Here is a 19635-nt window from a genome sequence, read left to right as displayed (position 1 = left end):
TTGCTAAAATATCTCGACGCGCGGGATTGGCACGACGAAGCGCCCGCCCCAGGCGCGGATGCCGGCCATCTGATTAGCGATCTCGTCGCGAAGGTTCCAGGGCAGGATCAGCACATAATCCGGCCGTTCCTCAAGAATCGCTTCCGGCGCGCGGATCGGGATACGGGTGCCGGGCAGCAGCAGGCCCTGCTTGTGCAGGCTGCGGTCGACGGTGAAGGGCAGCAGCTCCGGACCCACGCCGCAGTAATTGAGCAGGGTGTTGCCCTTGGCCGGCGCCCCATAGCCGACGACGCGCTGGCCCAGGCGGCGGGCCTCTAGCAGGAATTCCAGCAGCGCAGCCTTGCTCTCGACCACCTGCTCGGCAAACCCGCGATAGGCCGCCGGCCCTTCGAGGCCGTATTGGCGCTCCAGCAACCGCATCGCCTCGACTGCCGGCGTTACCGCCTTCGCCGCATCCACCGCGTGGCGCACGAAGAGGCGGAGCGAGCCGCCATGCGTCGGCAGCTCCTCAAGGTCGAAGACGGTGAGCTGGTGCTGCGCGAAGATGCGCTCGGCGACAAGGAGGGAGATGTAGGAGAAATGCTCGTGGTAGATCGTATCGAATTGGCCATGCTGCATCAGCTGCAGAAGATGCGGGAATTCGAGGGTGGCGACCCCGCCCGGGGCGAGCAGGATGCGGAAGCCTTCGACGAAATCGTGCAGGTCCGGCACATGGGCGAGCACGTTGTTGGCCACCATCAGAATCGGCTGCGGATGCGCGGCGCGCACCCGCTGCGCCGCCGCTGCGCCGAAGAAGGTGATCTCGGTCGGGATGCCGCGGGCAATGGCGGTTCGGGCGACATTGGCCGCCGGATCGATGCCGAGCACGGGGATGCCGCGCCGGGCGAAGTACTGCAGCAGGTAGCCGTCATTACTAGCAACCTCGACCACCGGCGTCCCGGCACCGAGGCCGAAGCGCGCCACCATGCGCTCGGCATAGGTCTCGGCATGGTGGAGCCAGGCCTCGGAGACCGAGGAGAAGTAGCGGTACTCCGAGAAGATCGCCTGCGGGCTTTCAAACTCCGCAAGTTGCACCAGGCGGCAGTCGGAGCAGACCAGAGCGTGCAACGGGTAGAATGGCTCCATCCGCGCCGCGTCGGCCGGGACGACGTAGGAATTCGCCAGCGGTGTCAGGCCGAGATCGGCGAAGGTCTCGTGCAGCGGCGCGCCGCAGCAGCGGCAGGCAGGGCCTGTAGGGAGATTGGCGCGAAGCGTGGCTGCGACCGGCGCTGAAATGGAGCCGTCCATGCGTATCAAGTCCCCGTCGCGCAACACGGCACGGCAGCCATCATCGATGTACTCACGAGCCTCTTGCCTCCCTACCGGCCTGGGGCATCATCGCCGGGACCTTACCTCGTCTCCAGTTAACATTGCAGATATGCGCAGAAGGATGTTCTCCCAACGCCGTGCGCTCACCGCACCTTGAAAAAGGTTCGCCAGGCCAAACGTATCTAACATTATTTTCACCCTTTACGCTGCCGCCGCAAAACCGGGTACTCCTGGTTGTAACGAAACGGACGTAATACATGATGGTTAAGGACGGACCCGTCGGGGACGGCGCGGCGCTGCACGCGCATTGCGCCGCTCTCTTCCCGACCTGCCGCAGCATCACCGGCCCAGGGCTGCGGGAGACGCTGCGCTACATCGCCGCGCGCATCCCGCTCGAGATCCGCGAGGTGCCGAGCGGCACGCAGGTCCTCGACTGGACGGTGCCGCGCGAATGGGTGCCCCACAGCGCCTGGATCCGCCGGCTCGACGGCTCGACCGTCGTCGACTTCGCCGAGCACAACCTCCACTTGCTTCAGTACAGTCGCGCCATCGACGCGGTGCTGCCGCTGGCTGACCTGCAGCGCCACCTGCACAGCATCCCGGACCAGCCGGAGCTCATCCCCTACCGCACGGCCTATTACAGCGACAGCTGGGGCTTCTGCCTGCCGCACCGGCTGCGCGAGAGCCTGCAGGACGAAGCGTATCGCGTACATATCGATACGGATATGAAGCAAGGCTCGCTGTCCTTCGGCGAATGCCTGCTGCCGGGCGAAAGCGAGGCGGAGGTGCTGGTCTCCATCCACAGCTGCCACCCGTCCCTCGCCAACGACAACCTCTCCGGCATCGCGCTAGGGCTCGAGCTCGCACGGCTGCTGGGCAGCCGCAGGCGGCGGTTGAGCTGGCGCTTCCTGTTCATCCCGGGCACCATCGGCTCGCTTGCCTGGCTGGCGCAGAACCGCGATCGGCTGGGGCGGATTGCCCATGGGCTGGTGCTCACCTGCCTCGGGGACGGCGGTCCGATCAGCTACAAGGCCTCGCGCCGCGGCGATGCGATGATCGACCGCGTCGCCGCGCATGTGCTGCGGCACGAATCGCCGGAGAACCGGCTGCTGCCCTTCTCGCCTTATGGCTATGACGAGCGGCAATACTGCTCGCCCGGCTTCGACCTGCCGGTCGGCTGCCTCATGCGCTCGCCGAACGGGACCTTCCCGGAATACCACAGCTCGGCCGACAACCTCGACTTCGTCCGGCCGGAGCACCTCGCCCGGTCCTTCGCCGCCCTTGCCGCCATCGCCGAGGTGCTCGAGGAAGACTACGTGCCGGTCTCGACCGCGCCCCATGGCGAGCCGCAGCTCGGCCGGCGCGGCCTCTATGCGCCGATCGGCGGCACCGGGCCTGCGGCGGCAGGGCGAGGCTATGGGCAGATGGCGCTGCTCTGGGTGCTGAACCTCGCCGACGGGCGGCACAGCCTGTTCGACATGGCCGAGCGGGCCGGCCTGGCATTCGCCGAGATCCGCGCCGCGGCTGCGGCTGCGGAAGCGGCGGGGCTGCTCGTCACGGCAAGTCCATTTGCCGAGGGCGCCACGGCCCCGGATAATTCGGCCGAACCGGGGAGAGCACGGGCATGAGCGCCGTCCATTACGATGTGCGTTGCAGCGACGAGGAGCGGCGCGAGGCGCTCTATCGCGGCGACATCTTCATCTACTCGCCGATGCCGGCGACCCGGGCGCTGACGGAGCTGGCCCGCGGCATGATCGCCGAGGCCTTCGCGCCGCATGACCCGCGCCGCATCGATCAGGTGCTGTCGATGGAGGAATGCGCCGCGGTGCTGGCCAAGCTGAAGCCGGCCTTCATCCACCACCCTGAATGCAAGCGGCTGCTGCCCGAGATCATCAAGGGCGTCGGCGGCGATGTCGACGAGACCTATTTCGACGTGCCGCGGCTGCGCTCCGCCTATCCGACGCACTACCTCACCTCCGGCATCGCCTATGCCTTCCATGCGCACCGCGACACCTGGTATTCGGCGCCGCCTTCGCAGATCAATTGGTGGCTGCCGATCTTCGAGATCGAGACGCGCAACTGCCTTGCCTTCTATCCAGAGTATTTCGGGCGGCCGGTAGGCAACACCTCCGAGATCTACAATTACTACGAGTGGAACACCAAGAACCGGGCCAGCGCCGCGCAGCACGTCAAGCAGGACACGCGCGAGCAGCCGAAGCTGACCGAGCAGATCGCCGAGCGCGACCTGCGCCTGCTGGTGCCGCCGGGCGGCGTCATCCTCTTCTCCGCCGCGCAGCTGCATGAGACGGTGCCGAACACCAGCGGCCTCGCGCGCTACAGCATCGACTTCCGTACCGTGCACCGCGGCGACGCGGCAGCGCGGCGCGGCGCGCCCAATGTCGATTCCCGCGCCACCGGCACGACCATGCGCGACTACCTGCGTGCCTCCGACCTCTCCCGCCTGCCGGAGGAGGTGGTGACGCTCTATGACGACGGCACGGCGATCGAAGGGCGCACCCTCGTCTTCACACCAGATCTCGCGATGGCTCGGTGAAAGGGGAGCTTGCCCTTGTCACAGGTGCCACAGGCCATATAGGCCGCGCCGTCGGCCTCGCCCTGCGCGAGGCCGGGGCCGATATCGTTCTGCATGGGCGCGACGCCGGCCGCGCCGCCCGGCTGCGCGAGGAGACGGGCGCCGAGGTCCTGGCCGGCGACCTGACCACGCCGGAAGCGATCATGGCGATCGAGGCCCGCATCGCCGAGGCAGGGCGGCTCAATACGCTGGTGCTCAGCTCCGGCTTCTACAGCCGCTCGGTCGAGGCCGAGATGCTGCACCGGCAGATGATGGCCAATGTCATCGCACCCTACGCGCTGCTTCGGAGCCTGCTGCCCTTCCTGATCGAGGTCGAGGGGCAGATCGTCTTCATCAACTCCACGCAGGGACTGAATGCGGCGCCCGATGTCGGGCAGTTCGCCGCCACGCAGCATGCGATGCGCGCCATCGCCGACAGCCTGCGCGGCGAGGTGAACGAGCATGGGGTGCGGGTGCTGTCGATCTATCTGGGCCGCACGGCGAGCGAGCGGCAGGCGGCGATCTTCGAGATGGAAGGCCGCGACTACCGGCCTGAACTGCTGATCCAGCCGGGCGACGTCGCCCATGCCGTGCTGGCGATGCTGAGGCTGCCGCGCACGGCCGAGGCGACGCAGCTGATGCTGCGCCCCATGCGGAAGAGCTAGTCCCAGAGCTTCCAGGGCGCGCCCGCCGCCCAGCGGGCCTCCAGCGTCTGCTTGTCGCGGAGCGAGTCCATGCTCTGCCAGTAGCCGTCATGCTGGTAGCTGCCGAGCTTGCCGAGCTCCGTCAGGCGCCGCATCGGGCCCTCCTCGAAGACGGTGCTGTCGCCGTCGATGAGGTCGAGCACCTGCGGCTCGCAGACGAAGAAGCCGCCGTTGATGAGGCCGCCGTCGCGCGCGTCCTTCTCGCGGAAGCCGACGACATGCCCGTCGTCGGAGAGCCGCAGCGCGCCGTAGCGGCCGGGCTGGGACACGGCCGTGAGGGTGCACCAGGCGCCGGTCGCTTCGTGAGCGGCGATGACGCGGCGGATGTTCACGTCGCTGACGCCGTCGCCATAGGTGAGGCAGAAGCGCTCGTCGCCGATATGCTTCCGGGCGCGGAGGATGCGGCCGCCGGTCATCGTATCGATGCCGGTGTCGAGCACGGTCACGCGCCAGTTCTCGGCGACCGCCTCGAGCCACTGCACCTTGCCGGTGCCGAGCTCGATCGAGAAGTCGCAGTTCTCGTCGCGGTAGCGGAGGAAGTAGTCGCGGATGTAGCGCACCTTGTAGCCGCCGAGGACGACGAAGTCCCGGAAGCCGTAATGCGCGTAGATCTTCATGATGTGCCACATGATCGGCATGCCGCCGATCTCGACCATGGGCTTCGGGCGAATGGAGGTCTCCTCGCCCAGGCGGGTGCCGAACCCGCCGGCCAGCAGCACGACTTTCATGATGGGGTCTCCTAGGCGCCCTGGCGCCAGACAAGATCGTCGGTGAGGCGGCCTGCCTCCCGGTGCTGCTGTAGCACCGCAAGGCGGATGAGCGGCGAGTGCCGGAACTCGGCGTCGGCGAAGCGCATCGCCTGCATGCCATCGACGAGGTGGCGGATGGAACCGTCCAGCGTCACCTGCGGCTGGTGCTCCGGCGCCAGCTCGGCAAATCGGCTGAAATCGACGCGGTAGGAGCGGCTGTCGACCGGCGCCGAGGTGTTGATCGAGACCTTGGTCCCCGGCAGCGCCGCGGCGACGGCATGGGCCAGGTCGCGGACCTGATGGTTGCGGTCATCCGATCCGGCATTGACGGTGAGGAACCGCCCGCCGCGCTCGGCCGGCCGCGTCGCCGCCCATTCGATGGCGCGCGCCATGTCGGCCACGTCGATCAGCGGCCGCCATGGCGTGCCGTCGCTGAGCACGGTGATCTCGCCACGGCTGAGGGCGCCGGCCACGAAGTCGTTCAGCACCAGGTCGAGCCGCAGCCTGTCGGACATGCCGCAGGCGGTGGCGAAGCGGAGGCAGGTGATGGTCATGTCGCCGTTGAGGCCGGCGAGTGCCCGCTCGGTCCCGATCTTGGAGGCGGCATAGGCGGTGACGGGGTTGAGCTCGTCCTCCTCCCGCCGCGGCGGGCCGGCGGCGACGCCATAGACGCTGCAGCTCGAGAGGAAGACGAAGTTGCGGACGCCGGCTGCCTCGGCCTGCTGCGCGATCCGCACGGAGGCGTCCTGGTTGATCTCGGCGGTGACCCGGGCAAAGCGGTCGCCCATCGGGTCGTTGGAGATCGCCGCCATGTGCACCACGGCATCGACGCCCTGCAGCAGGCCCGGATCGATGCTGCGGACATCGCCGAAGACCTGGCGGTTCAGCAGGGCCTCGGGCAGCACCGCACCGCCGGTGAGGCAGTGGGCGAAATAGGCGTTGTCGAAGCCGATCAGCTCCGCCTCGGGGAAACGTCGGCGGAGGTGGCGGACCACCACGGGGCCGACATAGCCCATATTTCCGGTGATCAGGACCTTCATGCTCTCGCTCGCATCAGTGTCGGACGGCCAGGGGCCGGCAGCAGCACATAATCAGAGAGTTAAGCTGCACTCATGTAACAAGCCCGCCAGTCATGGATCGCACGCTTCATAATATTTTGGCCTCGCGGATGATGCGATAGCGCAAATGTGCGCTTGCCACGCCGCAATTTCGGAAAATGTCGGCCAAGCCATGCGGCTCCGGGCTGGGAATGGCCGCACGCCATCCAGGTTTCAAGGAAATGGGCGTCGCCCGCCACGCTTGCCCAGGTGCGATCCCATGGCGGGCCGGCGATCACGCTGCCATGTCGGGGCTGCGGTAGCGGAGGATCGGCGCGGCACCTGCCTTTTGCATCGGCCAAGCAATGCCGACCAGCGGGCCGTCATGGGGCAGCCCGCCCCCGGCCGAAGGCGTGCAGGGGGCGGGGATGGGATTGGTCCACTCCGCATCGTCGGCCGGTGTCTGGACGCCATGCGCGAAGCCGGGCGGGATCTGGGGCCGGCGCCCGTTCGCGGCACTCAGCGTGAAGGCTTCGTGCCGCATGAGGCTTGGCGAGCCGGCACGGAGATCGAGGATGCCATGCTGCGCCACGCGGCGCACGCAGCGGATCAGCTTGGCCTCGGCCGCCGGTCGCGCTGGGAATGCATCCCGCGCAGCGTGCCCGCCTGGACGGCGACGGAGGGATTCTGCCGCGTGAGGGCGCCGGCCAGCCCGTGCGCGGCAAATTCCTCGCGGCACTTGGTGCGGGCGAGGGCGCCGCTGCATCGCCGCGCGGCACAAGCTCGATGACGAAGGCGCCGGCGAGGTTCGTGGGGTGGACGATCTACCGCCCGTCTCCCGATATTGCGCAAGGCGCGGTTCTGCTTGGGAAGGCAGGCCGGAACCATTCACGCTCCGGCCAGGGCGCACGGCCTCGCCTGTGCCGAGGGCAGGTGCTAAGCCTGAAGGCGCCATGACGGAGCAGCCCCTATGACCGCCCCCGGCGCCCCCGGCATCCGCCCGAGCTGGACCAGCAGCGCGAAGGACATCGTCGGCACCGCCATCGGCGCGTCGCGCCTCTGGTTCACCCTTGGCTACGGCATCGTGAACGAGATCTACCACCCGCGCGTCGACCTGCCGCAGATCCGCGACCTCGGCTTCATCGTCGCCGATGGCCGCGGCTTCTGGACCGAGGTGAAGCGGAATGCCGACTACAACCTTGCGACCGCCGGCCCCGGCATCCCGGCCGTGCAGGTGGTGCACCGGCATCCGCGCTTCGAGCTGGCGCTGCGCATCGCGCCGGAACGCGACCGCGACGTGCTGCTGGTCGAGGCGGTGCTGACGGGCGATGCGGACCTGCGCCTCTACGTGCTGCTCGCGCCGCATTGCGGCGGCACGGGGGAGGGGAACACCGCCGCCATCCGCCGCGAGCGCGACCGGGTGCTGCTCTCGGCCTGGCAGGGCGGCCACGCCCTGGCCCTCGCCGCGGCGGATCCGGCGACGCAGGACGAGGCCTGGGCGCGTGCCAGCGCCGGCTATGTCGGCACCAGCGACGGCTGGCAGGACTTCGCCACGCATGACGCCATGCGCTGGGAGTATGACCAGGCGGGCCCGGGCAATGTCGCCCTGCTCGGCGAGCTGCGCGGCCAGGCCGGCGTGCTCGCCCTCGGCTTCGCGCCGGAGCCGGAGGCGGCGGCGACGCTCGCCCTCTCCGCCCTGCTGCAGCCCTTCGACGCCGTCTGGCACCGCCATGTCGAGGCCTGGGAAGCCTGGCAGGCCGCCAATGTCGTCCCCGGCGCCTGCCCCGACGAGTTCCGTGAGGCGGCCCAGGTCTCGGCAATGGTGCTGCGGGTGCACCAGGACAAGACCTTCCTCGGCGCCATGGTGGCGAGCCTCAGCATCCCCTGGGGCAGCAGCACGGACGATCCCGGGGGCTACCACCTCGTCTGGCCGCGCGACCTGGTGGAGAGCGCCGGCGCGCTGCTCGCCCTCGGCGGCTGGGAGGAGGCGCGGAACATCCTCCGCTACCTGATCGCCACCCAGCAGCAGGATGGCCGCTGGGCGCAGAACCAGTGGCTGGGCGGCAAGGCGCACTGGACCGGCATCCAGCTCGACGAGGCGGCCTTCCCCGTCCTGCTCGCCTCGGCGCTGGCCGAGGCGGATGCGCTGGGCGGCATCCGGCCCGTCGGGATGGTCCGGAAGGCGCTGCGCTTCATCCTCCTGCACGGCCCGGCGACGGACCAGGACCGCTGGGAGGAGACGCCGGGCGTCAACACCTTCACCCTCGCCGCCGCCATCGCCGCCCTGGTCTGCGGCGCGGAGGTGCTGGAGGCCGGGGCGCGGCGGGACCTGCTGCTGCTGGCCGATGACTGGAACAGCCGCATCGAGGACTGGTGCCTCGGCGCCGACCCCGAGCTCGTGGCCCGGCATGGCATCCCCGCCTACTACGTCCGTGCCGCATCGCCCGCCGTCTTCGCCGACCGCGCCGGCATCCGCGACGCCGTCCCGGTGCGCAACCATGACGGCGAATGCCTCGTGCCGGCCGACACGCTGATCAGCACCGACCCGTTGCAGCTGGTCCGCTTCGGCCTGCGCCGGGCGGATGACCCGCTGATGGCCGGCACCGTTCGCCTGATCGACGCCCTGCTGCGGGCCGAGACCCCCTCCGGCCCCAGCTGGTACCGCTACAACGGCGACGGCTATGGCGAGCATGAGGATGGCCGCCCCTTCGACGGCACCGGACGCGGCCGCCCCTGGCCGCTGCTGACCGGCGAGCGCGGCCATTACGAGCTCGCCGCCGGGCGGGATGCGGAGGCGCGCGCGCTGCTGCGGGCCATGGCGCGCATGGGCAGCCGCCTCGGCCTGCTGCCCGAGCAGGTCTGGGAGGCGGCGCCGATCCCGGCCCAGTTCCTGTTCCCGGGCCGCCCTTCCGGCTCCGCCATGCCGCTGGTCTGGGCGCATGCGGAGGCCATGAAGCTCGCCGCTAGCCTCCGCCTCGGCCGCCCGATCGACCGGCCGGAGCCGGTCTGGCTCCGCTATGGCGGCCGGCGGCCGCAGGCGCCGCGGGCGCATTGGAGCCAGCGGATGCCGGTGGGCTGGATCCGCGCCGGCCAGGGCCTCCGCCTGCTGCTGGAAGCCCCGGCCCTGATCCGCTGGCATCCGGGCGGCGAGGCGCGGACGGCGGGGGGCCTGCTCGGCCTCCACTGCGCCGACCTGCCGACCAAGGCGCTGCCGGCGGGCGAGGGCTTCACCTTCTCCATTGATGGCGGGCCGGACCGCCAGGTCCGCATCGTCCCGGCCGGGGCCTGACCGTTACGCCCCTCGACAGGTCCTTGCCGCGCCGCTGCGGCCGGGCCCCAATCCGCCGCCGCTCGCCCCTGGGCCAGCGTGACAGAGGGCATTCGACGCATGGACGTGAACACCCGCCTTTGCCCCGACCCCGCCGTGCTGGCCCGAGCCGAGCCCGCGCCTGCCTCGACCCTGGTGATCTTCGGAGCGAGCGGCGACCTCACCAAGCGCCTGCTCACACCCTCGCTCTACAACCTCACCGGCGCCGGGCTGCTGGCGGAGGGCTTCCACGTCATCGCCCTCGACCACAACGAACGGAGCGACGAGGCCTATCGCCAGCAGCTGACGGAGGCGATGCAGTCCTTCATCGCCGACAAGGGCGGCGAGTTCTCGGCCGACGGGATCGACCAGCGCGCCTGGGGCTGGCTGCGCGGGCGCCTCTCCTACCTCACCGGCGAATTCGAGGAGGCCGCCACCTATGAGCGCCTCGCCGCCCGGCTGGAGGAGATCCGCCAGCGCGCCGGCCACGGCAATTGCGTCTTCTACCTCGCCACCGCGCCGCGCTTCTTCGGCCCGATCATCGAGCGCCTGGCCGAGGCCGGGCTGATGCGGCAGGAGGGCGGGGCTTTCCGCCGCGTCGTCGTCGAGAAGCCCTTCGGCACCGACCTCGCCTCCGCCCGGGAGCTGAACGCCCGCATCCTCGGCCTGGTCGAGGAAAGCCAGGTCTTCCGCATCGACCATTTCCTCGGCAAGGAGACGGTGCAGAACATCCTGGCGCTGCGCTTCGCCAACGGCATCTTCGAGCCGCTCTGGCGCCGCGACCATATCGACCATGTCCAGATCACCGCCGCCGAGACGGTCGGCGTCGAGCAGCGCGGCCGCTTCTACGAGACGACCGGCGCGCTGCGCGACATGGTGCCGAACCACATGATGCAGCTCCTGGCGATGACGGCGATGGAGCCGCCGAACAGCTTCGACGCCGATGCGGTGCGCGCCGAGAAGGCGAAGGTGGTGCAGGCCATCCACCCGCTCGGCCCCGCGGAGCTCGCCCGCGACGTGGTGCGCGGCCAGTACGCGGCGGGCACGCTGAAGGGCCAGCCGGTGCCCGGCTACCGCGACGAGCCGAATGTCGCGCCCGACAGCGCCACCGAGACCTATGTGGCGATGAAGCTGCAGATCGATAATTGGCGCTGGGCCGGCGTACCCTTCTACATCCGCACCGGCAAGCGGATGACGCTGCGCCGCACCGAGATCGCCATCCAGTTCAAGCAGGCGCCCTTCGCCATGTTCCGCGAGACGCCGGTGGACCGGCTGACGCCGAATTTTATGGTGATCCACATCCAGCCGAGCGAGGGCATCTCGCTCCATCTCAGCGCAAAGGAGCCGGGGCCGACCCTGACGCTTTCCGGCGTGCAGATGGACTTCCGCTACAGCGACTGGTTCCGCACCATGCCGAGCACGGGCTACGAGACGCTGCTCTATGACGTGCTGACCGGCGATGCGACGCTGTTCCAGCGCGCCGACAATGTCGAGGCCGGCTGGTGCGCGGTGCAGCCCATCCTCGACGCCTCGCTCAAGGTCGAGCCCTATGCCGCCGGCAGCGAGGGCCCGGCCGCGGCCGATGCGCTGCTGGCACGCGACGGCAGGCACTGGCTGAAGCTCGCATGACCGCCCCGATCCGCCTGCTCGTCTCCGATGTCGACGGCACGCTTGTGACGACCGACAAGCGCCTCACCCCGGCGACCATCAAGGCCGCCGCCCGGCTGCGCGAGGCCGGCGTGGCGCTCGCCCTGGTCAGCAGCCGGCCGCCGCGCGGGATCGCGCCGCTCGCGGCGCAGCTCCGCCTCGGGACGCCGGTGGCCGGCTTCAACGGCGGCGTCATCCTCGACAGCGAGGGCCGCAGCCTGGCCGAGCGCCCGGTGCCGGAGGCGGCGGCCCGCGCCGCGCTCGCGGCATTCGCCCGGCGCGGCATCGACGCTTGGGTCTTCGCCGATGGCGAGTGGCTGGTGCAGGACCCGGACGGCCACTACGTCGCGCATGAGCAGCGCACAATCGGCTTCGCCCCGCGCCGGGTGGACAGCTTCGACCCCTTCATCGCCCGCGCCGGCAAGCTGGTCGGCGCCTCGCCCGATGCCGCGCTCCTCGCCGAATGCGAGGCGAGCCTGCAGGCGGAGCTTGGCGCGCAGGCGAGCATCCACCGCTCCCAGACCTATTATCTCGACGTGACGCATCCGCAGGCGGACAAGGGCCATGCGTTGCTGGCCCTCGCCCAGCTCTGCGGAGTCCCGCCCGAGGAGACGGCCTGCATCGGCGACATGGCGAACGACCTGCCGATGTTCGGCGTCGCCGGGCTGGCCATCGCCATGGGCAATGCCCCGCCCGCGGTGCAGGCCCGCGCCGCGGCGGTCACGCTGGCGAATGACGCGGACGGCTTCGCCGCCGCGGTGCGCGACATCATCCTCCCCCGCGCCAGGGGCGAGGAGAGGCCGGCATGATGCATCGCGCGGAGGTCGTGGCCGATGCGGAGGCGCTGGCCGAGCGGGCCGCCGCCTGGCTGCTGGAGCAGGCCATAGCGCGGGAGGGGGCGGTCTCCATCGGCCTCTCCGGCGGCTCCACCCCGAAGCGGCTCTATGAGCGGCTGGCCTCGGCGGAGTGGCGGGGCCGGATGCCCTGGGAGCGCATCCACCTCTTCTGGGGCGACGAGCGCTTCGTCCCGCCCGACCATCCGGACAGCAACCAGGGCATGGTGCGGCGGGCGATGCTCGATCGCGTGCCCATCCCGCCCGGCAACATTCACCCGGTCCCGACCGATGGCACGCCCGAATCCGCCGCCGCGCGCTACGAGGCCGAGCTGCGGCGCTTCGCCGACACCCGCCCGGGCGAACCGCTCTTCGACATCCAGCTCCTCGGCCTCGGGCCGGATGGGCATACCGCCTCGCTCTTTCCCGGCAACCCGGCGCTGCTGGAGCGCAAGGCCTGGGTGCTCGCCGTCCTCGGCGCGAAGCCGGAGCCGCGGATCACCCTGACCTACCCGGCGCTGAACAGCAGCCGCGCCGCCGCTTTCCTCGTCGCGGGAGAGGAGAAGCGGGAGATCCTGGCCCGCCTCCGGGCCGGGGATCGCGCCCTGCCCGCGGCCGGGCTCGGCCCGGCCGGGCCGGTCGCCATCCTCGCCGACCGGGCGGCGGCCGGCGCATGATCGGGCAGGACCGCCAGAAGCGCCGGGCCGCCGAGGCCGCGGTGGCGCTGGTCGAGCCGGGCATGCTGGTCGGCCTCGGCACCGGCTCCACCGCCGTGCTGGTGGTGGAGGCGCTGGCGACACGGCTGTCGGCCGGGTTGCGGATCGCCGGCGGCGTGCCGACCTCGGATGGGACGGCCGCGCTCGCCCGCCGCCTCGGCCTGCCGCTGGTGGAGCTGGAGGAGGCGCCGCTCGACCTCGCCATCGATGGGGCGGATGAGGTGGAGGAGGGCTCCCTCGCCCTGCTGAAGGGGCGCGGCGGCGCGCTGCTGCGGGAGAAGATGGTCGCGACCGCCAGCCGGCGCCTGGTGATCGTCGTCGATCAGTCGAAGCTGGTGCCGCAGCTCGGCCGCGGGGCGCTGCCGGTGGAGCTGGTCGATTTCGGCTGGCGGAGGACGCTCGCGCGGCTGGCCGAGCTCGGCCTGCGCCCGGCGCTTCGCAAGGGGGCGGATGGCGCGCCCTTCCGCAGCGATGGCGGCCACCTCATCGCCGACTGCGCGACCGGCCTCATCGCCGATGCCGCCGCGCTCGACCAGGCGCTGCTCGGAATCCCGGGCGTGGTGGAGACCGGCCTCTTCCTCGGCCTCCGGCCGCAGGTGCTGGTCGGCAGGCAGGATGGCGAGGTCGTGACCCTCGGCAGCTGACGCTGGCGGACGGCGCCGCGCTGCCCCTACACTCCCCGCAACGATAAGGTCGGGAGGGCCGGGTATGGCGCGGATCACGCGGCGTGCGGGACTGGGGCTGGTCGCGGCGGGGCTCGCCGCGCCCGCCCTCGGGCAGCGGGGCGACTGGCCGCCGGGCCCGATCCGCTTCATCGGCATCTTCCCGCCGGGGGGAGGGACCGACATCCTCTCCCGCCTCTGGTGCCAGAAGATCTCCGAGATCACCGGCGAGCAGTTCATCGTCGAGAACCGCAGCGGCTCGGCCGGCAACATCGGGACGGAAGCCATCGCCCGCAGCGCGCCGGATGGCCGCACCATCGGCCTCGGCAGCGTCGCGCCGCTGGCGATCGGGCCGACGCTCTACAAGCGGCTGCCCTTCGACCCCCTGCGGGACTTCACCTATATCGGCGGCCTCTGGCAGCTGCCGAACATGCTCGTCGTCCATCCGGCGGTGCCGGCGCGGACGGTGCCGGATCTGATCGCGCTGGTGCGCGCCAATCCGGGCAAGTTCACCTATGCCTCCTCCGGCTCCGGCACGACCGTGCATCTCTCGGGCGCGATGTTCGCGGCGCAGGCGGGGCTCGAGATGGTGCACGTGCCCTATCGCGGCGGGGCGCCGGCGCATGTCGACCTGATGGCCGGCCGCGTGCACATGATCTTCGACAACATTCCCCAGGCCCTGCAGGAGGCGCGGGAGGGGAAGGTGAGGGCGCTTGCCGTCACCGGAGCGAAGCGCAGCCCGCAGGCGCCCGACATCCCGGCCATGGCGGAATTCCTGCCCGGCTTCGAGATCACTTCCTGGGGATCGGTCGTGGCACCCGCCGGGCTGCCGGCACCCATGGTGCACCGCATCGCCGCCCTGACCCGCCAGGCGCTGGAGAGCCCCGACCTCGTCGCGCGCTTCGAGGACAACGGCGCGGCGCCCTGGATCGCCGGGCCGGATGAGCTGGCCTCCTTCCGCGCCGCCAACGAGGCGGCCTTCGCCCCCGTCATCCGCGCCGCCGGTGCGCAGGTGGAGTGACCGTCATGGCCCTCTCCCGCCGCGCCGCGCTCGGCCTGCTGCCCGCCCTCGCCGCGCCGGCGCTCGCCCAGTCCGGCGACTGGCCGAACCGGCCGGTGCGCTACATCAACCCCTATCCGCCGGGCGGGCCGACCGACACGCTCTCCCGCATCTACTGCGCGCGGATGTCGGAGATCGCGGGCCAGCAATTCGTGGTTGAGAACCGCAGCGGCTCCGGCGGCAATGTCGGGGCGGACGCGATCGCCAAGTCGTCGCCCGACGGTTACACGATCGGGCTCGGCGGCATTGCCTCGCATGCCATCGCGCCGACGCTCTACCGCAGCCTGCCCTTCGATCCGGAGCGGGACTTCACCCTGGTCTCCGGCCTGTGGCAGTTGCCGAATCTGCTTGCCGTGCATCTCGGCGTCGCGGCGCAGAGCGTGCCGGAGCTGATCGCCCTGCTGAAATCGGCGCCGGGCCAATACAGCTTCGGCTCGGCGGGGTCGGGGACGACGCTTCACCTGGCGGGGGAGATGTTCAAGCAGCTCGCTGGCGTTGAGATGGTGCATGTGCCCTATCGCGGCAGCGCGCCGGCGCAGCTCGACCTCGTCGCCGGGCGGATCTCGATGATGTTCGACAACATCCCCGGCACGCTCTCCCTTTCCCGCCAGGGCCAGGTGCGGCCGCTGGCCGTCACCTCGGATGTGCGCAGCCCGGTGGCGCCGGAGATCCCGGCGATCGGCGAGTTCCTGCCGGGCTTCGACGTCGTCTCTTGGACCTGCGTCTGCGGCCCGGCCGGGCTGCCGTCCGCGGTGGTGCAGCGCATGTCGACGCTGACCAGGCAGGCGCTGGAGAGCCCCGGGCTGGTCCGTGCCTACCAGGATCTCGGCGCCAGCCCCTGGTGGACCGGCATCGAGGAGATCGCCAGCTACCGCGTGGCGCAGAAGGAGCGGCTGGCGCCCCTCATCCGCGCCTCGGGGGCGAGGGTGGATTAGCCGGCGCGCCCGGTGCATGATCCCCGGCCGCAAGCAAGGAACACGGCATGACCGACCAGAAGCTCGGCACCGGCGCCACCGCCACGGCCGGCCACACCGTCGAGGTGCATTACACGGGCTGGCTCTTCGACTCCTCCCAGCCGGAGAACAAAGGCCGCAAATTCGATAGCTCGCGCGACCGGGGTCAGCCCTTCCGCTTCGAGCTCGGTGCCGGGCATGTGATCGCCGGCTGGGACCGGGGGGTGGAGGGAATGAAGGTCGGCGGCCAGCGGAGGCTGACCATTCCGCCCGAGCTCGGCTACGGCGCCCGCGGCGCGGGCGGCGTCATCCCGCCCGATGCAACCCTTGTCTTCGACGTCGAGCTGCTCGGGGTGGGCTGACCACCGCATCCGCGTCTGGTAAGCAGCCGCAAGGGCCGGGTTAGCACAGGGGTAGTGCAGCTGATTTGTAATCAGAAGGTCGGGGGTTCAAATCCCTCACCCGGCACCAGTTTTCGATAAACGGGGGCACATTGGGGGCACAATCTGCCTGTTACCTACTGGAAGTCTTGCAGGCCATCGCCACTAAGACGCGGCGTTGAAGGTTCTGTACCAGTTGCAGCTGCGGGCGGCTCAGGGCATGGCGGGAAGCTTGATCCGCTTGGCTGCCCTAAACTGGCAGGTGCCGCATTACAGCACCCTCTCGCGGCGGCAGAAGGATCTGACCGTGGAGATCCCTTGCCGCCCACGGGGCGGGCCGCTGCACTTGGTGATCGACAGCACGGGCCTGAAGGTGCTGGGCGAGGGCGAGTGGAGGTGAGGAAGCACGGGGCCGACAAGCGGCGGGTGTGGCGCAAGGTCCACCTCGTGGTTGACGCCGACAGCCATGAGGTCAGGGCCGTGGAGGTGACGGACCACCGGCATGATGACGGCGAGATCGTGCCGGGCTTGCTGGCGCAGCTGCCGGAAGCGGAGCGGATCGAGGTGATCAGTGGCGACGGCGCCTACGATACCCGCGGCGTCTACAAGGCCTCCGTCACCCGACAGGCCGACCTGGTCGTGCCGCCCCGGCGCAACGGCAAGCGGTGGAAGGTGAGAACCACCGGAGCGACGGCGCACAACGAGACACTCCGCACCACCAGGCATCTCGGCCGACGGCTCTGGAAGCGGTGGAGCGGCTATCTCCGGCGTAGCCTCGCCGGACCGCCATGTCCCGCCTCAAGCGCTTGGGCGAGCGCGTCGCAGCCCGCGACCCCGCCCGTCAGATCGCCGAGGTGCAGATCCGCTGTGCCATCCTGAACACCTTCAACGCCCTTGGCATGCCCAATACGGCCGCCTGCGCCTGATCAAGGCATCAAAGACCGAAACACGTCCTCACGCTGATTTACGCAACAGCGCCCATCATAGGTCCGTGGCCGCAGGTCTCGCGCCGCCGAAGTCCACGCCCGGAAGCGAAGGGTGCTTTACGGGGTGCATCGTGTTCCTACATCACCGTCTTGGTGTGCCGATCCGACGCAACTCGCCGCTTCCTGCAACGGAAGCGAAGCCGATTGGCAAGGACGCCCAGTATGGTCGAAAGGACAAATTACGATGACCCAAGCGCCCAAGGCTCGCCGTACCCTTCTCCTCGCTGCCGCTGCGACCGCCGCATCCGGCCTTGTCAGCCCGCTGCGAGCGCAGGGCCTCGCCCCGACGCCCACGATGCGAGGCGGCGCGAATAACTACCTGCCCGGCGCACCTTTCGTGGAGCGCATCGGCAGCGGTGGCTTCCTGATGACCGGCACCGTCCGGCGAGCGGGCGACGGCGCCCCGCTGCCGCGTGTGCGCATCCAGATCTGGGCGCACACGACAGAAGGGCACGAGCGCGACCCGCACAGCCACGGCGCTACGCTGACGGACGCGAATGGCGTGTTTCGGATGGAGATGCCACAGATCATCCCCGCTTTCGGGCAGGCGCATGGGCACCTGGCCTACGACGCGGAGCACGATAGCAACGGCTTCGAGACAGTCTTCCTCCGGCCCGTGATGCGGAGCGCCAGCGACACAAGGCTGAGCGCGGATTTCGTTCTGCGGCGGGCGTGACCGGCGCGAGGTCCCTGCGGTCGGTCCTGATCTGGGCCGCCCTGGCCACCGCCCTGGTCGTGCCGGCCGCCATCGCGGCGCGCAGCCCGCTGCTCGCATGGCGCGATCCGGTCTATATCGCGGCTGGGTTCGCGGGGGTGGTCGCGCTGGGACTGCTCCTTCTCCAGCCATTGCTCGCGGGGGGATACCTGCCAGGGCTGCGCGCGCGGCTCGGACGGCGGGTGCATGCCTGGGTAGGCGCCGGGCTTGTGGCGGCGGTGTTGGTTCATGTCGGTGCTCTGTGGCTGACCAGCCCGCCCGACGTCTTGGACGCCCTTCTGCTTCGGTCGCCGACGCCGTTTTCCGCTTGGGGCGTGTTTGCAACCTGGGCGGTGCTCGCTTCCGCGTTGCTCGCCGTCCTACGCGGGCGGCTGCGTTGGAGGCTGCTGGTCTGGCGCGTTTGTCACGTCGGCCTCGCCTTGGGAATCGTGGTAGGCAGCGTCGTCCACGCATTGCTGATCGACGGAACCATGGGGCTCGTGTCAAAGGCAGCGCTCTCCGCTCTGGCGGTGGCGGCCACCGTGAAGGTCGCAATCGATCTGCCCTTCCTTGCCGAAATTCGCCGGAGAGTTGGGCGACAGCGCTCCCAGGCCTCGTCCAGGGCAGAGGTCCGACGGCGCTTGCAACGATAACAGCGCGCCTATGGTATGGCCGTCTGGCGTGCAACTGGAGTCATGCGGCCTCATGCCTCAGCGTATCGTACCCATGCGCTGAAGGACGCTTACCGAACCTGCGCGGGACCTGTCCTGGATCTAAAGCAAACTCCGATCAGGGGAGACACCGTAAGCGTGCATCGGCCGCTGCGGCGCCAGCAGCGTGAGGGAGGTCAGGCTGCGTCGGGCCGGAGGTTTCATGGCGTGAGTTCGCTGATCCGGTTGGTCGGGTGATCGGCGATGCGGTCGAGCAGCACGTGCAGGTGGGCCTGCGGGTCCCAGCTGTTCAGTTCGGCGGTGCCGACCAGAGTGCAGGGGATCGCCGCGCGCCTGCCGCCCTTCGAGCGACCCGGCGAACAGGTCGTTCTTCTGCCCCAGCGGCAGGGGCCCTACCCGCCGTTCGGCGGCGTTGTTGTACAGGCAGGCGCGGCCGTCTCGCAGCACCGCCGTCAGCGCGCTCCACTGCGCCAGCGTGTAGCGGATGGCCTTGGCCAGGTTCGATTTGCCGGAGATCCGCCGCAGCGTCGCCTCCAACCAGCCGTGCAGGCCAGCCATCATTGGAGCCGAGCGGGCTTGGCGGGCGGCGACGCGCACCTCGGGCGGCTGGTCGTGGATCTCCGTCTTGATTGCAAACAGCGGCTGCATGCGCTCGATGGTCTCCCGCGCCAGCGAGCTGCCGTTCGCCAGCAACTCGCCGTGGAAGTAGCGCCACGCATGCGTCCAGCACGCCGCCTCGACCACAGGGCCGCTCTCGTAGAGGGCGTCGAACCCCGTATAGGCGTCGGCCTGCAAGATACCCTGGAAGTCGCGCAGGCGCCGCTGCGGATGCTCGCCCCTCAGACGGCGCCGCGTCGGCGCAAGGGGCTACACGGCGATCTCAGGCTCCCAGCTCGGCGTCGGCCTGCGCGAGACTGTCAGGAATTTTGTGTGGGGCGGCGTTGATCAGGTGATGGCAAAGCGGTCCTGGAAGAGGATGGCGAACTGTGCCTTGGCAGCGCTCCACTCCTTCTGCGGCATCTTCCAATCTTTGGACGCGCGGTTCAACACGAGAAAGAGCAGCTTCAGCGCGGCGTCATCGTGTGGGAAGTGGCCGCGCGCTCGCACCGCACGGCGCAGCTTGGCATTGAGCGACTCTATAGCGTTGGTAGCGTTGGTAACTGGTATGTAGACCTCGGTGCCTGCCTCGTCCGGCTGGGACGGCCTTGGTGTCCCGGCGTATGGTGCGACCATCCGGGACGAGGGGCACCGGGAGCGCAAAGAGTGGGCAGGCCGATGTACATGATGAGCTGAGAGCTCGCGTTATTGAGGCGGCCCTCATTGTCTTGACCTGATCTGACGAATGGCCAACTTCAC

General features: G+C 69.9%; 20 protein-coding genes, 1 tRNA gene and 2 pseudogenes. 17 read left to right on the top strand and 6 right to left on the bottom strand.

The features are described from left to right. Positions 1–3: 3 nt before the first annotated feature. Positions 4–1287, bottom strand: coding sequence for a methyltransferase domain-containing protein (locus AC5JJ1_RS04025; protein ID WP_495783825.1), 1284 nt, complete (start codon positions 1285–1287; stop codon positions 4–6). A 278-nt stretch (positions 1288–1565) separates the two neighbouring features. On the opposite strand from AC5JJ1_RS04025, the gene AC5JJ1_RS04020 reads away from it, so the two are divergent. From AC5JJ1_RS04020 to AC5JJ1_RS04010, 3 genes are read left to right on the top strand one after another with little or no spacing between them, the layout of a single operon-like run. Continuing rightward, positions 1566–2936, top strand: coding sequence for a DUF4910 domain-containing protein (locus AC5JJ1_RS04020; protein WP_495783824.1), 1371 nt, complete (start codon positions 1566–1568; stop codon positions 2934–2936). Beyond that, a complete protein-coding gene (locus AC5JJ1_RS04015; protein WP_495783823.1) occupies positions 2933–3862 on the top strand; it encodes a hypothetical protein in 930 nt (309 codons plus the stop codon). The genes AC5JJ1_RS04020 and AC5JJ1_RS04015 overlap by 4 nt, the downstream gene beginning before the upstream one ends. Then, positions 3859–4545, top strand: a complete 687-nt coding sequence (locus AC5JJ1_RS04010) for an SDR family NAD(P)-dependent oxidoreductase (RefSeq protein WP_495783822.1) — start codon at positions 3859–3861, stop codon at positions 4543–4545. Before AC5JJ1_RS04015 ends, AC5JJ1_RS04010 begins: the two co-directional genes overlap by 4 nt. Here the strand turns inward: AC5JJ1_RS04010 and rfbF are convergent. The 3 genes from rfbF to AC5JJ1_RS03995 form a co-directional block, all read right to left on the bottom strand. Continuing rightward, positions 4542–5312 carry a glucose-1-phosphate cytidylyltransferase gene (gene rfbF, locus AC5JJ1_RS04005; RefSeq protein WP_495783821.1) on the bottom strand — a complete coding sequence of 257 codons (771 nt, stop codon included), beginning with the start codon at positions 5310–5312 and terminating at the stop codon, positions 4542–4544. The genes AC5JJ1_RS04010 and rfbF overlap by 4 nt on opposite strands. Positions 5313–5323: 11 nt before the next feature. Next, positions 5324–6373, bottom strand: a complete 1050-nt coding sequence (locus AC5JJ1_RS04000) for an NAD-dependent epimerase/dehydratase family protein (RefSeq protein ID WP_495783820.1) — start codon at positions 6371–6373, stop codon at positions 5324–5326. A gap of 292 nt (positions 6374–6665) precedes the next feature. Next, positions 6666–7136 carry a dTDP-4-dehydrorhamnose 3,5-epimerase family protein gene (locus AC5JJ1_RS03995; RefSeq protein WP_495783819.1) on the bottom strand — a complete coding sequence of 157 codons (471 nt, stop codon included), beginning with the start codon at positions 7134–7136 and terminating at the stop codon, positions 6666–6668. Positions 7137–7340: 204 nt separating this feature from the next. Between AC5JJ1_RS03995 and AC5JJ1_RS03990 the strand changes: the two genes are divergently transcribed. The 14 genes and pseudogenes from AC5JJ1_RS03990 (at position 7341) to AC5JJ1_RS03925 (ending at position 18261) form a co-directional block, all read left to right on the top strand. Next, positions 7341–9659 carry a glycoside hydrolase family 15 protein gene (locus AC5JJ1_RS03990; RefSeq protein WP_495783818.1) on the top strand — a complete coding sequence of 773 codons (2319 nt, stop codon included), beginning with the start codon at positions 7341–7343 and terminating at the stop codon, positions 9657–9659. Between the two features lie 99 nt (positions 9660–9758). After that, a complete protein-coding gene (zwf, locus tag AC5JJ1_RS03985; protein ID WP_495783817.1) occupies positions 9759–11306 on the top strand; it encodes a glucose-6-phosphate dehydrogenase in 1548 nt (515 codons plus the stop codon). Then, a complete protein-coding gene (locus tag AC5JJ1_RS03980) occupies positions 11303–12133 on the top strand; it encodes a Cof-type HAD-IIB family hydrolase (protein ID WP_495783816.1) in 831 nt (276 codons plus the stop codon). Before zwf ends, AC5JJ1_RS03980 begins: the two co-directional genes overlap by 4 nt. Beyond that, positions 12130–12834, top strand: coding sequence for a 6-phosphogluconolactonase (gene pgl, locus AC5JJ1_RS03975; protein ID WP_495783815.1), 705 nt, complete (start codon positions 12130–12132; stop codon positions 12832–12834). The genes AC5JJ1_RS03980 and pgl overlap by 4 nt, the downstream gene beginning before the upstream one ends. Beyond that, positions 12831–13517 carry a ribose-5-phosphate isomerase RpiA gene (rpiA, locus tag AC5JJ1_RS03970; RefSeq protein WP_495783814.1) on the top strand — a complete coding sequence of 229 codons (687 nt, stop codon included), beginning with the start codon at positions 12831–12833 and terminating at the stop codon, positions 13515–13517. The genes pgl and rpiA overlap by 4 nt, the downstream gene beginning before the upstream one ends. 64 nt (positions 13518–13581) lie before the next feature. Next, positions 13582–14556: a Bug family tripartite tricarboxylate transporter substrate binding protein gene (locus AC5JJ1_RS03965; RefSeq protein WP_495783813.1), complete on the top strand. Its 975-nt coding sequence runs from the start codon at positions 13582–13584 to the stop codon at positions 14554–14556. A 5-nt stretch (positions 14557–14561) separates the two neighbouring features. Then, complete coding sequence (locus tag AC5JJ1_RS03960; protein WP_495783812.1) at positions 14562–15530, top strand: Bug family tripartite tricarboxylate transporter substrate binding protein; 969 nt, start codon at positions 14562–14564, stop codon at positions 15528–15530. A 47-nt stretch (positions 15531–15577) separates the two neighbouring features. Then, positions 15578–15910, top strand: a complete 333-nt coding sequence (locus AC5JJ1_RS03955; RefSeq protein WP_495783811.1) for an FKBP-type peptidyl-prolyl cis-trans isomerase — start codon at positions 15578–15580, stop codon at positions 15908–15910. A gap of 34 nt (positions 15911–15944) precedes the next feature. After that, a tRNA-Thr gene (locus AC5JJ1_RS03950) sits at positions 15945–16019 on the top strand. A gap of 87 nt (positions 16020–16106) precedes the next feature. Further along, positions 16107–16328: a transposase gene (locus AC5JJ1_RS03945; protein ID WP_495783810.1), complete on the top strand. Its 222-nt coding sequence runs from the start codon at positions 16107–16109 to the stop codon at positions 16326–16328. Continuing rightward, positions 16319–16621, top strand: a pseudogene (locus AC5JJ1_RS03940) (transposase); the annotation flags it as partial. The gene AC5JJ1_RS03945 and the pseudogene AC5JJ1_RS03940, both read left to right, overlap by 10 nt. Before the next feature lie 95 nt (positions 16622–16716). After that, positions 16717–16854 (top strand): hypothetical protein, encoded by a 138-nt coding sequence (locus tag AC5JJ1_RS03935; RefSeq protein WP_495783986.1) that lies wholly within the window; start codon positions 16717–16719, stop codon positions 16852–16854. 244 nt (positions 16855–17098) lie between these two features. Next, the gene (locus tag AC5JJ1_RS03930; protein WP_495783809.1) at positions 17099–17590 is read left to right on the top strand and encodes a hypothetical protein; all 492 of its coding nucleotides are present in this window, start codon (positions 17099–17101) and stop codon (positions 17588–17590) included. Continuing rightward, positions 17587–18261, top strand: coding sequence for a hypothetical protein (locus AC5JJ1_RS03925; RefSeq protein WP_495783808.1), 675 nt, complete (start codon positions 17587–17589; stop codon positions 18259–18261). Before AC5JJ1_RS03930 ends, AC5JJ1_RS03925 begins: the two co-directional genes overlap by 4 nt. Before the next feature lie 120 nt (positions 18262–18381). Here the strand turns inward: AC5JJ1_RS03925 and AC5JJ1_RS03920 are convergent, their stop codons facing one another. Both AC5JJ1_RS03920 and AC5JJ1_RS03915 read right to left on the bottom strand, forming a co-directional pair. Next, entirely contained in the window at positions 18382–19122 is a 741-nt protein-coding gene (locus AC5JJ1_RS03920) for an IS66 family transposase (RefSeq protein WP_495783979.1), read from the bottom strand. A 102-nt stretch (positions 19123–19224) separates the two neighbouring features. Continuing rightward, positions 19225–19428, bottom strand: a pseudogene (locus AC5JJ1_RS03915) (transposase); the annotation flags it as partial. Between the last annotated feature and the right edge of the window lie 207 nt (positions 19429–19635).

This window comes from Belnapia sp., from assembly GCF_059504005.1.
This window is presented reverse-complemented; position numbering and strand designations above follow the sequence as displayed.

Excerpts from the sequence above, each read along its gene's own strand:
- AC5JJ1_RS04025 (WP_495783825.1), bottom strand. The coding sequence starts at position 1,287 with ATGGACGGCTCCATTTCAGCGCCGGTCGCAGCCACGCTTCGCGCCAAT.
- AC5JJ1_RS04020 (WP_495783824.1), top strand. The coding sequence starts at position 1,566 with ATGATGGTTAAGGACGGACCCGTCGGGGACGGCGCGGCGCTGCACGCG.
- AC5JJ1_RS04015 (WP_495783823.1), top strand. The coding sequence starts at position 2,933 with ATGAGCGCCGTCCATTACGATGTGCGTTGCAGCGACGAGGAGCGGCGC.
- rfbF (WP_495783821.1), bottom strand. The coding sequence starts at position 5,312 with ATGAAAGTCGTGCTGCTGGCCGGCGGGTTCGGCACCCGCCTGGGCGAG.
- AC5JJ1_RS04000 (WP_495783820.1), bottom strand. The coding sequence starts at position 6,373 with ATGAAGGTCCTGATCACCGGAAATATGGGCTATGTCGGCCCCGTGGTG.
- AC5JJ1_RS03995 (WP_495783819.1), bottom strand. The coding sequence starts at position 7,136 with ATGCAGCGGCGCCCTCGCCCGCACCAAGTGCCGCGAGGAATTTGCCGC.
- AC5JJ1_RS03990 (WP_495783818.1), top strand. The coding sequence starts at position 7,341 with ATGACCGCCCCCGGCGCCCCCGGCATCCGCCCGAGCTGGACCAGCAGC.
- zwf (WP_495783817.1), top strand. The coding sequence starts at position 9,759 with ATGGACGTGAACACCCGCCTTTGCCCCGACCCCGCCGTGCTGGCCCGA.
- AC5JJ1_RS03980 (WP_495783816.1), top strand. The coding sequence starts at position 11,303 with ATGACCGCCCCGATCCGCCTGCTCGTCTCCGATGTCGACGGCACGCTT.
- pgl (WP_495783815.1), top strand. The coding sequence starts at position 12,130 with ATGATGCATCGCGCGGAGGTCGTGGCCGATGCGGAGGCGCTGGCCGAG.
- rpiA (WP_495783814.1), top strand. The coding sequence starts at position 12,831 with ATGATCGGGCAGGACCGCCAGAAGCGCCGGGCCGCCGAGGCCGCGGTG.
- AC5JJ1_RS03965 (WP_495783813.1), top strand. The coding sequence starts at position 13,582 with ATGGCGCGGATCACGCGGCGTGCGGGACTGGGGCTGGTCGCGGCGGGG.
- AC5JJ1_RS03960 (WP_495783812.1), top strand. The coding sequence starts at position 14,562 with ATGGCCCTCTCCCGCCGCGCCGCGCTCGGCCTGCTGCCCGCCCTCGCC.
- AC5JJ1_RS03955 (WP_495783811.1), top strand. The coding sequence starts at position 15,578 with ATGACCGACCAGAAGCTCGGCACCGGCGCCACCGCCACGGCCGGCCAC.
- AC5JJ1_RS03935 (WP_495783986.1), top strand. The coding sequence starts at position 16,717 with ATGTCCCGCCTCAAGCGCTTGGGCGAGCGCGTCGCAGCCCGCGACCCC.
- AC5JJ1_RS03930 (WP_495783809.1), top strand. The coding sequence starts at position 17,099 with ATGACCCAAGCGCCCAAGGCTCGCCGTACCCTTCTCCTCGCTGCCGCT.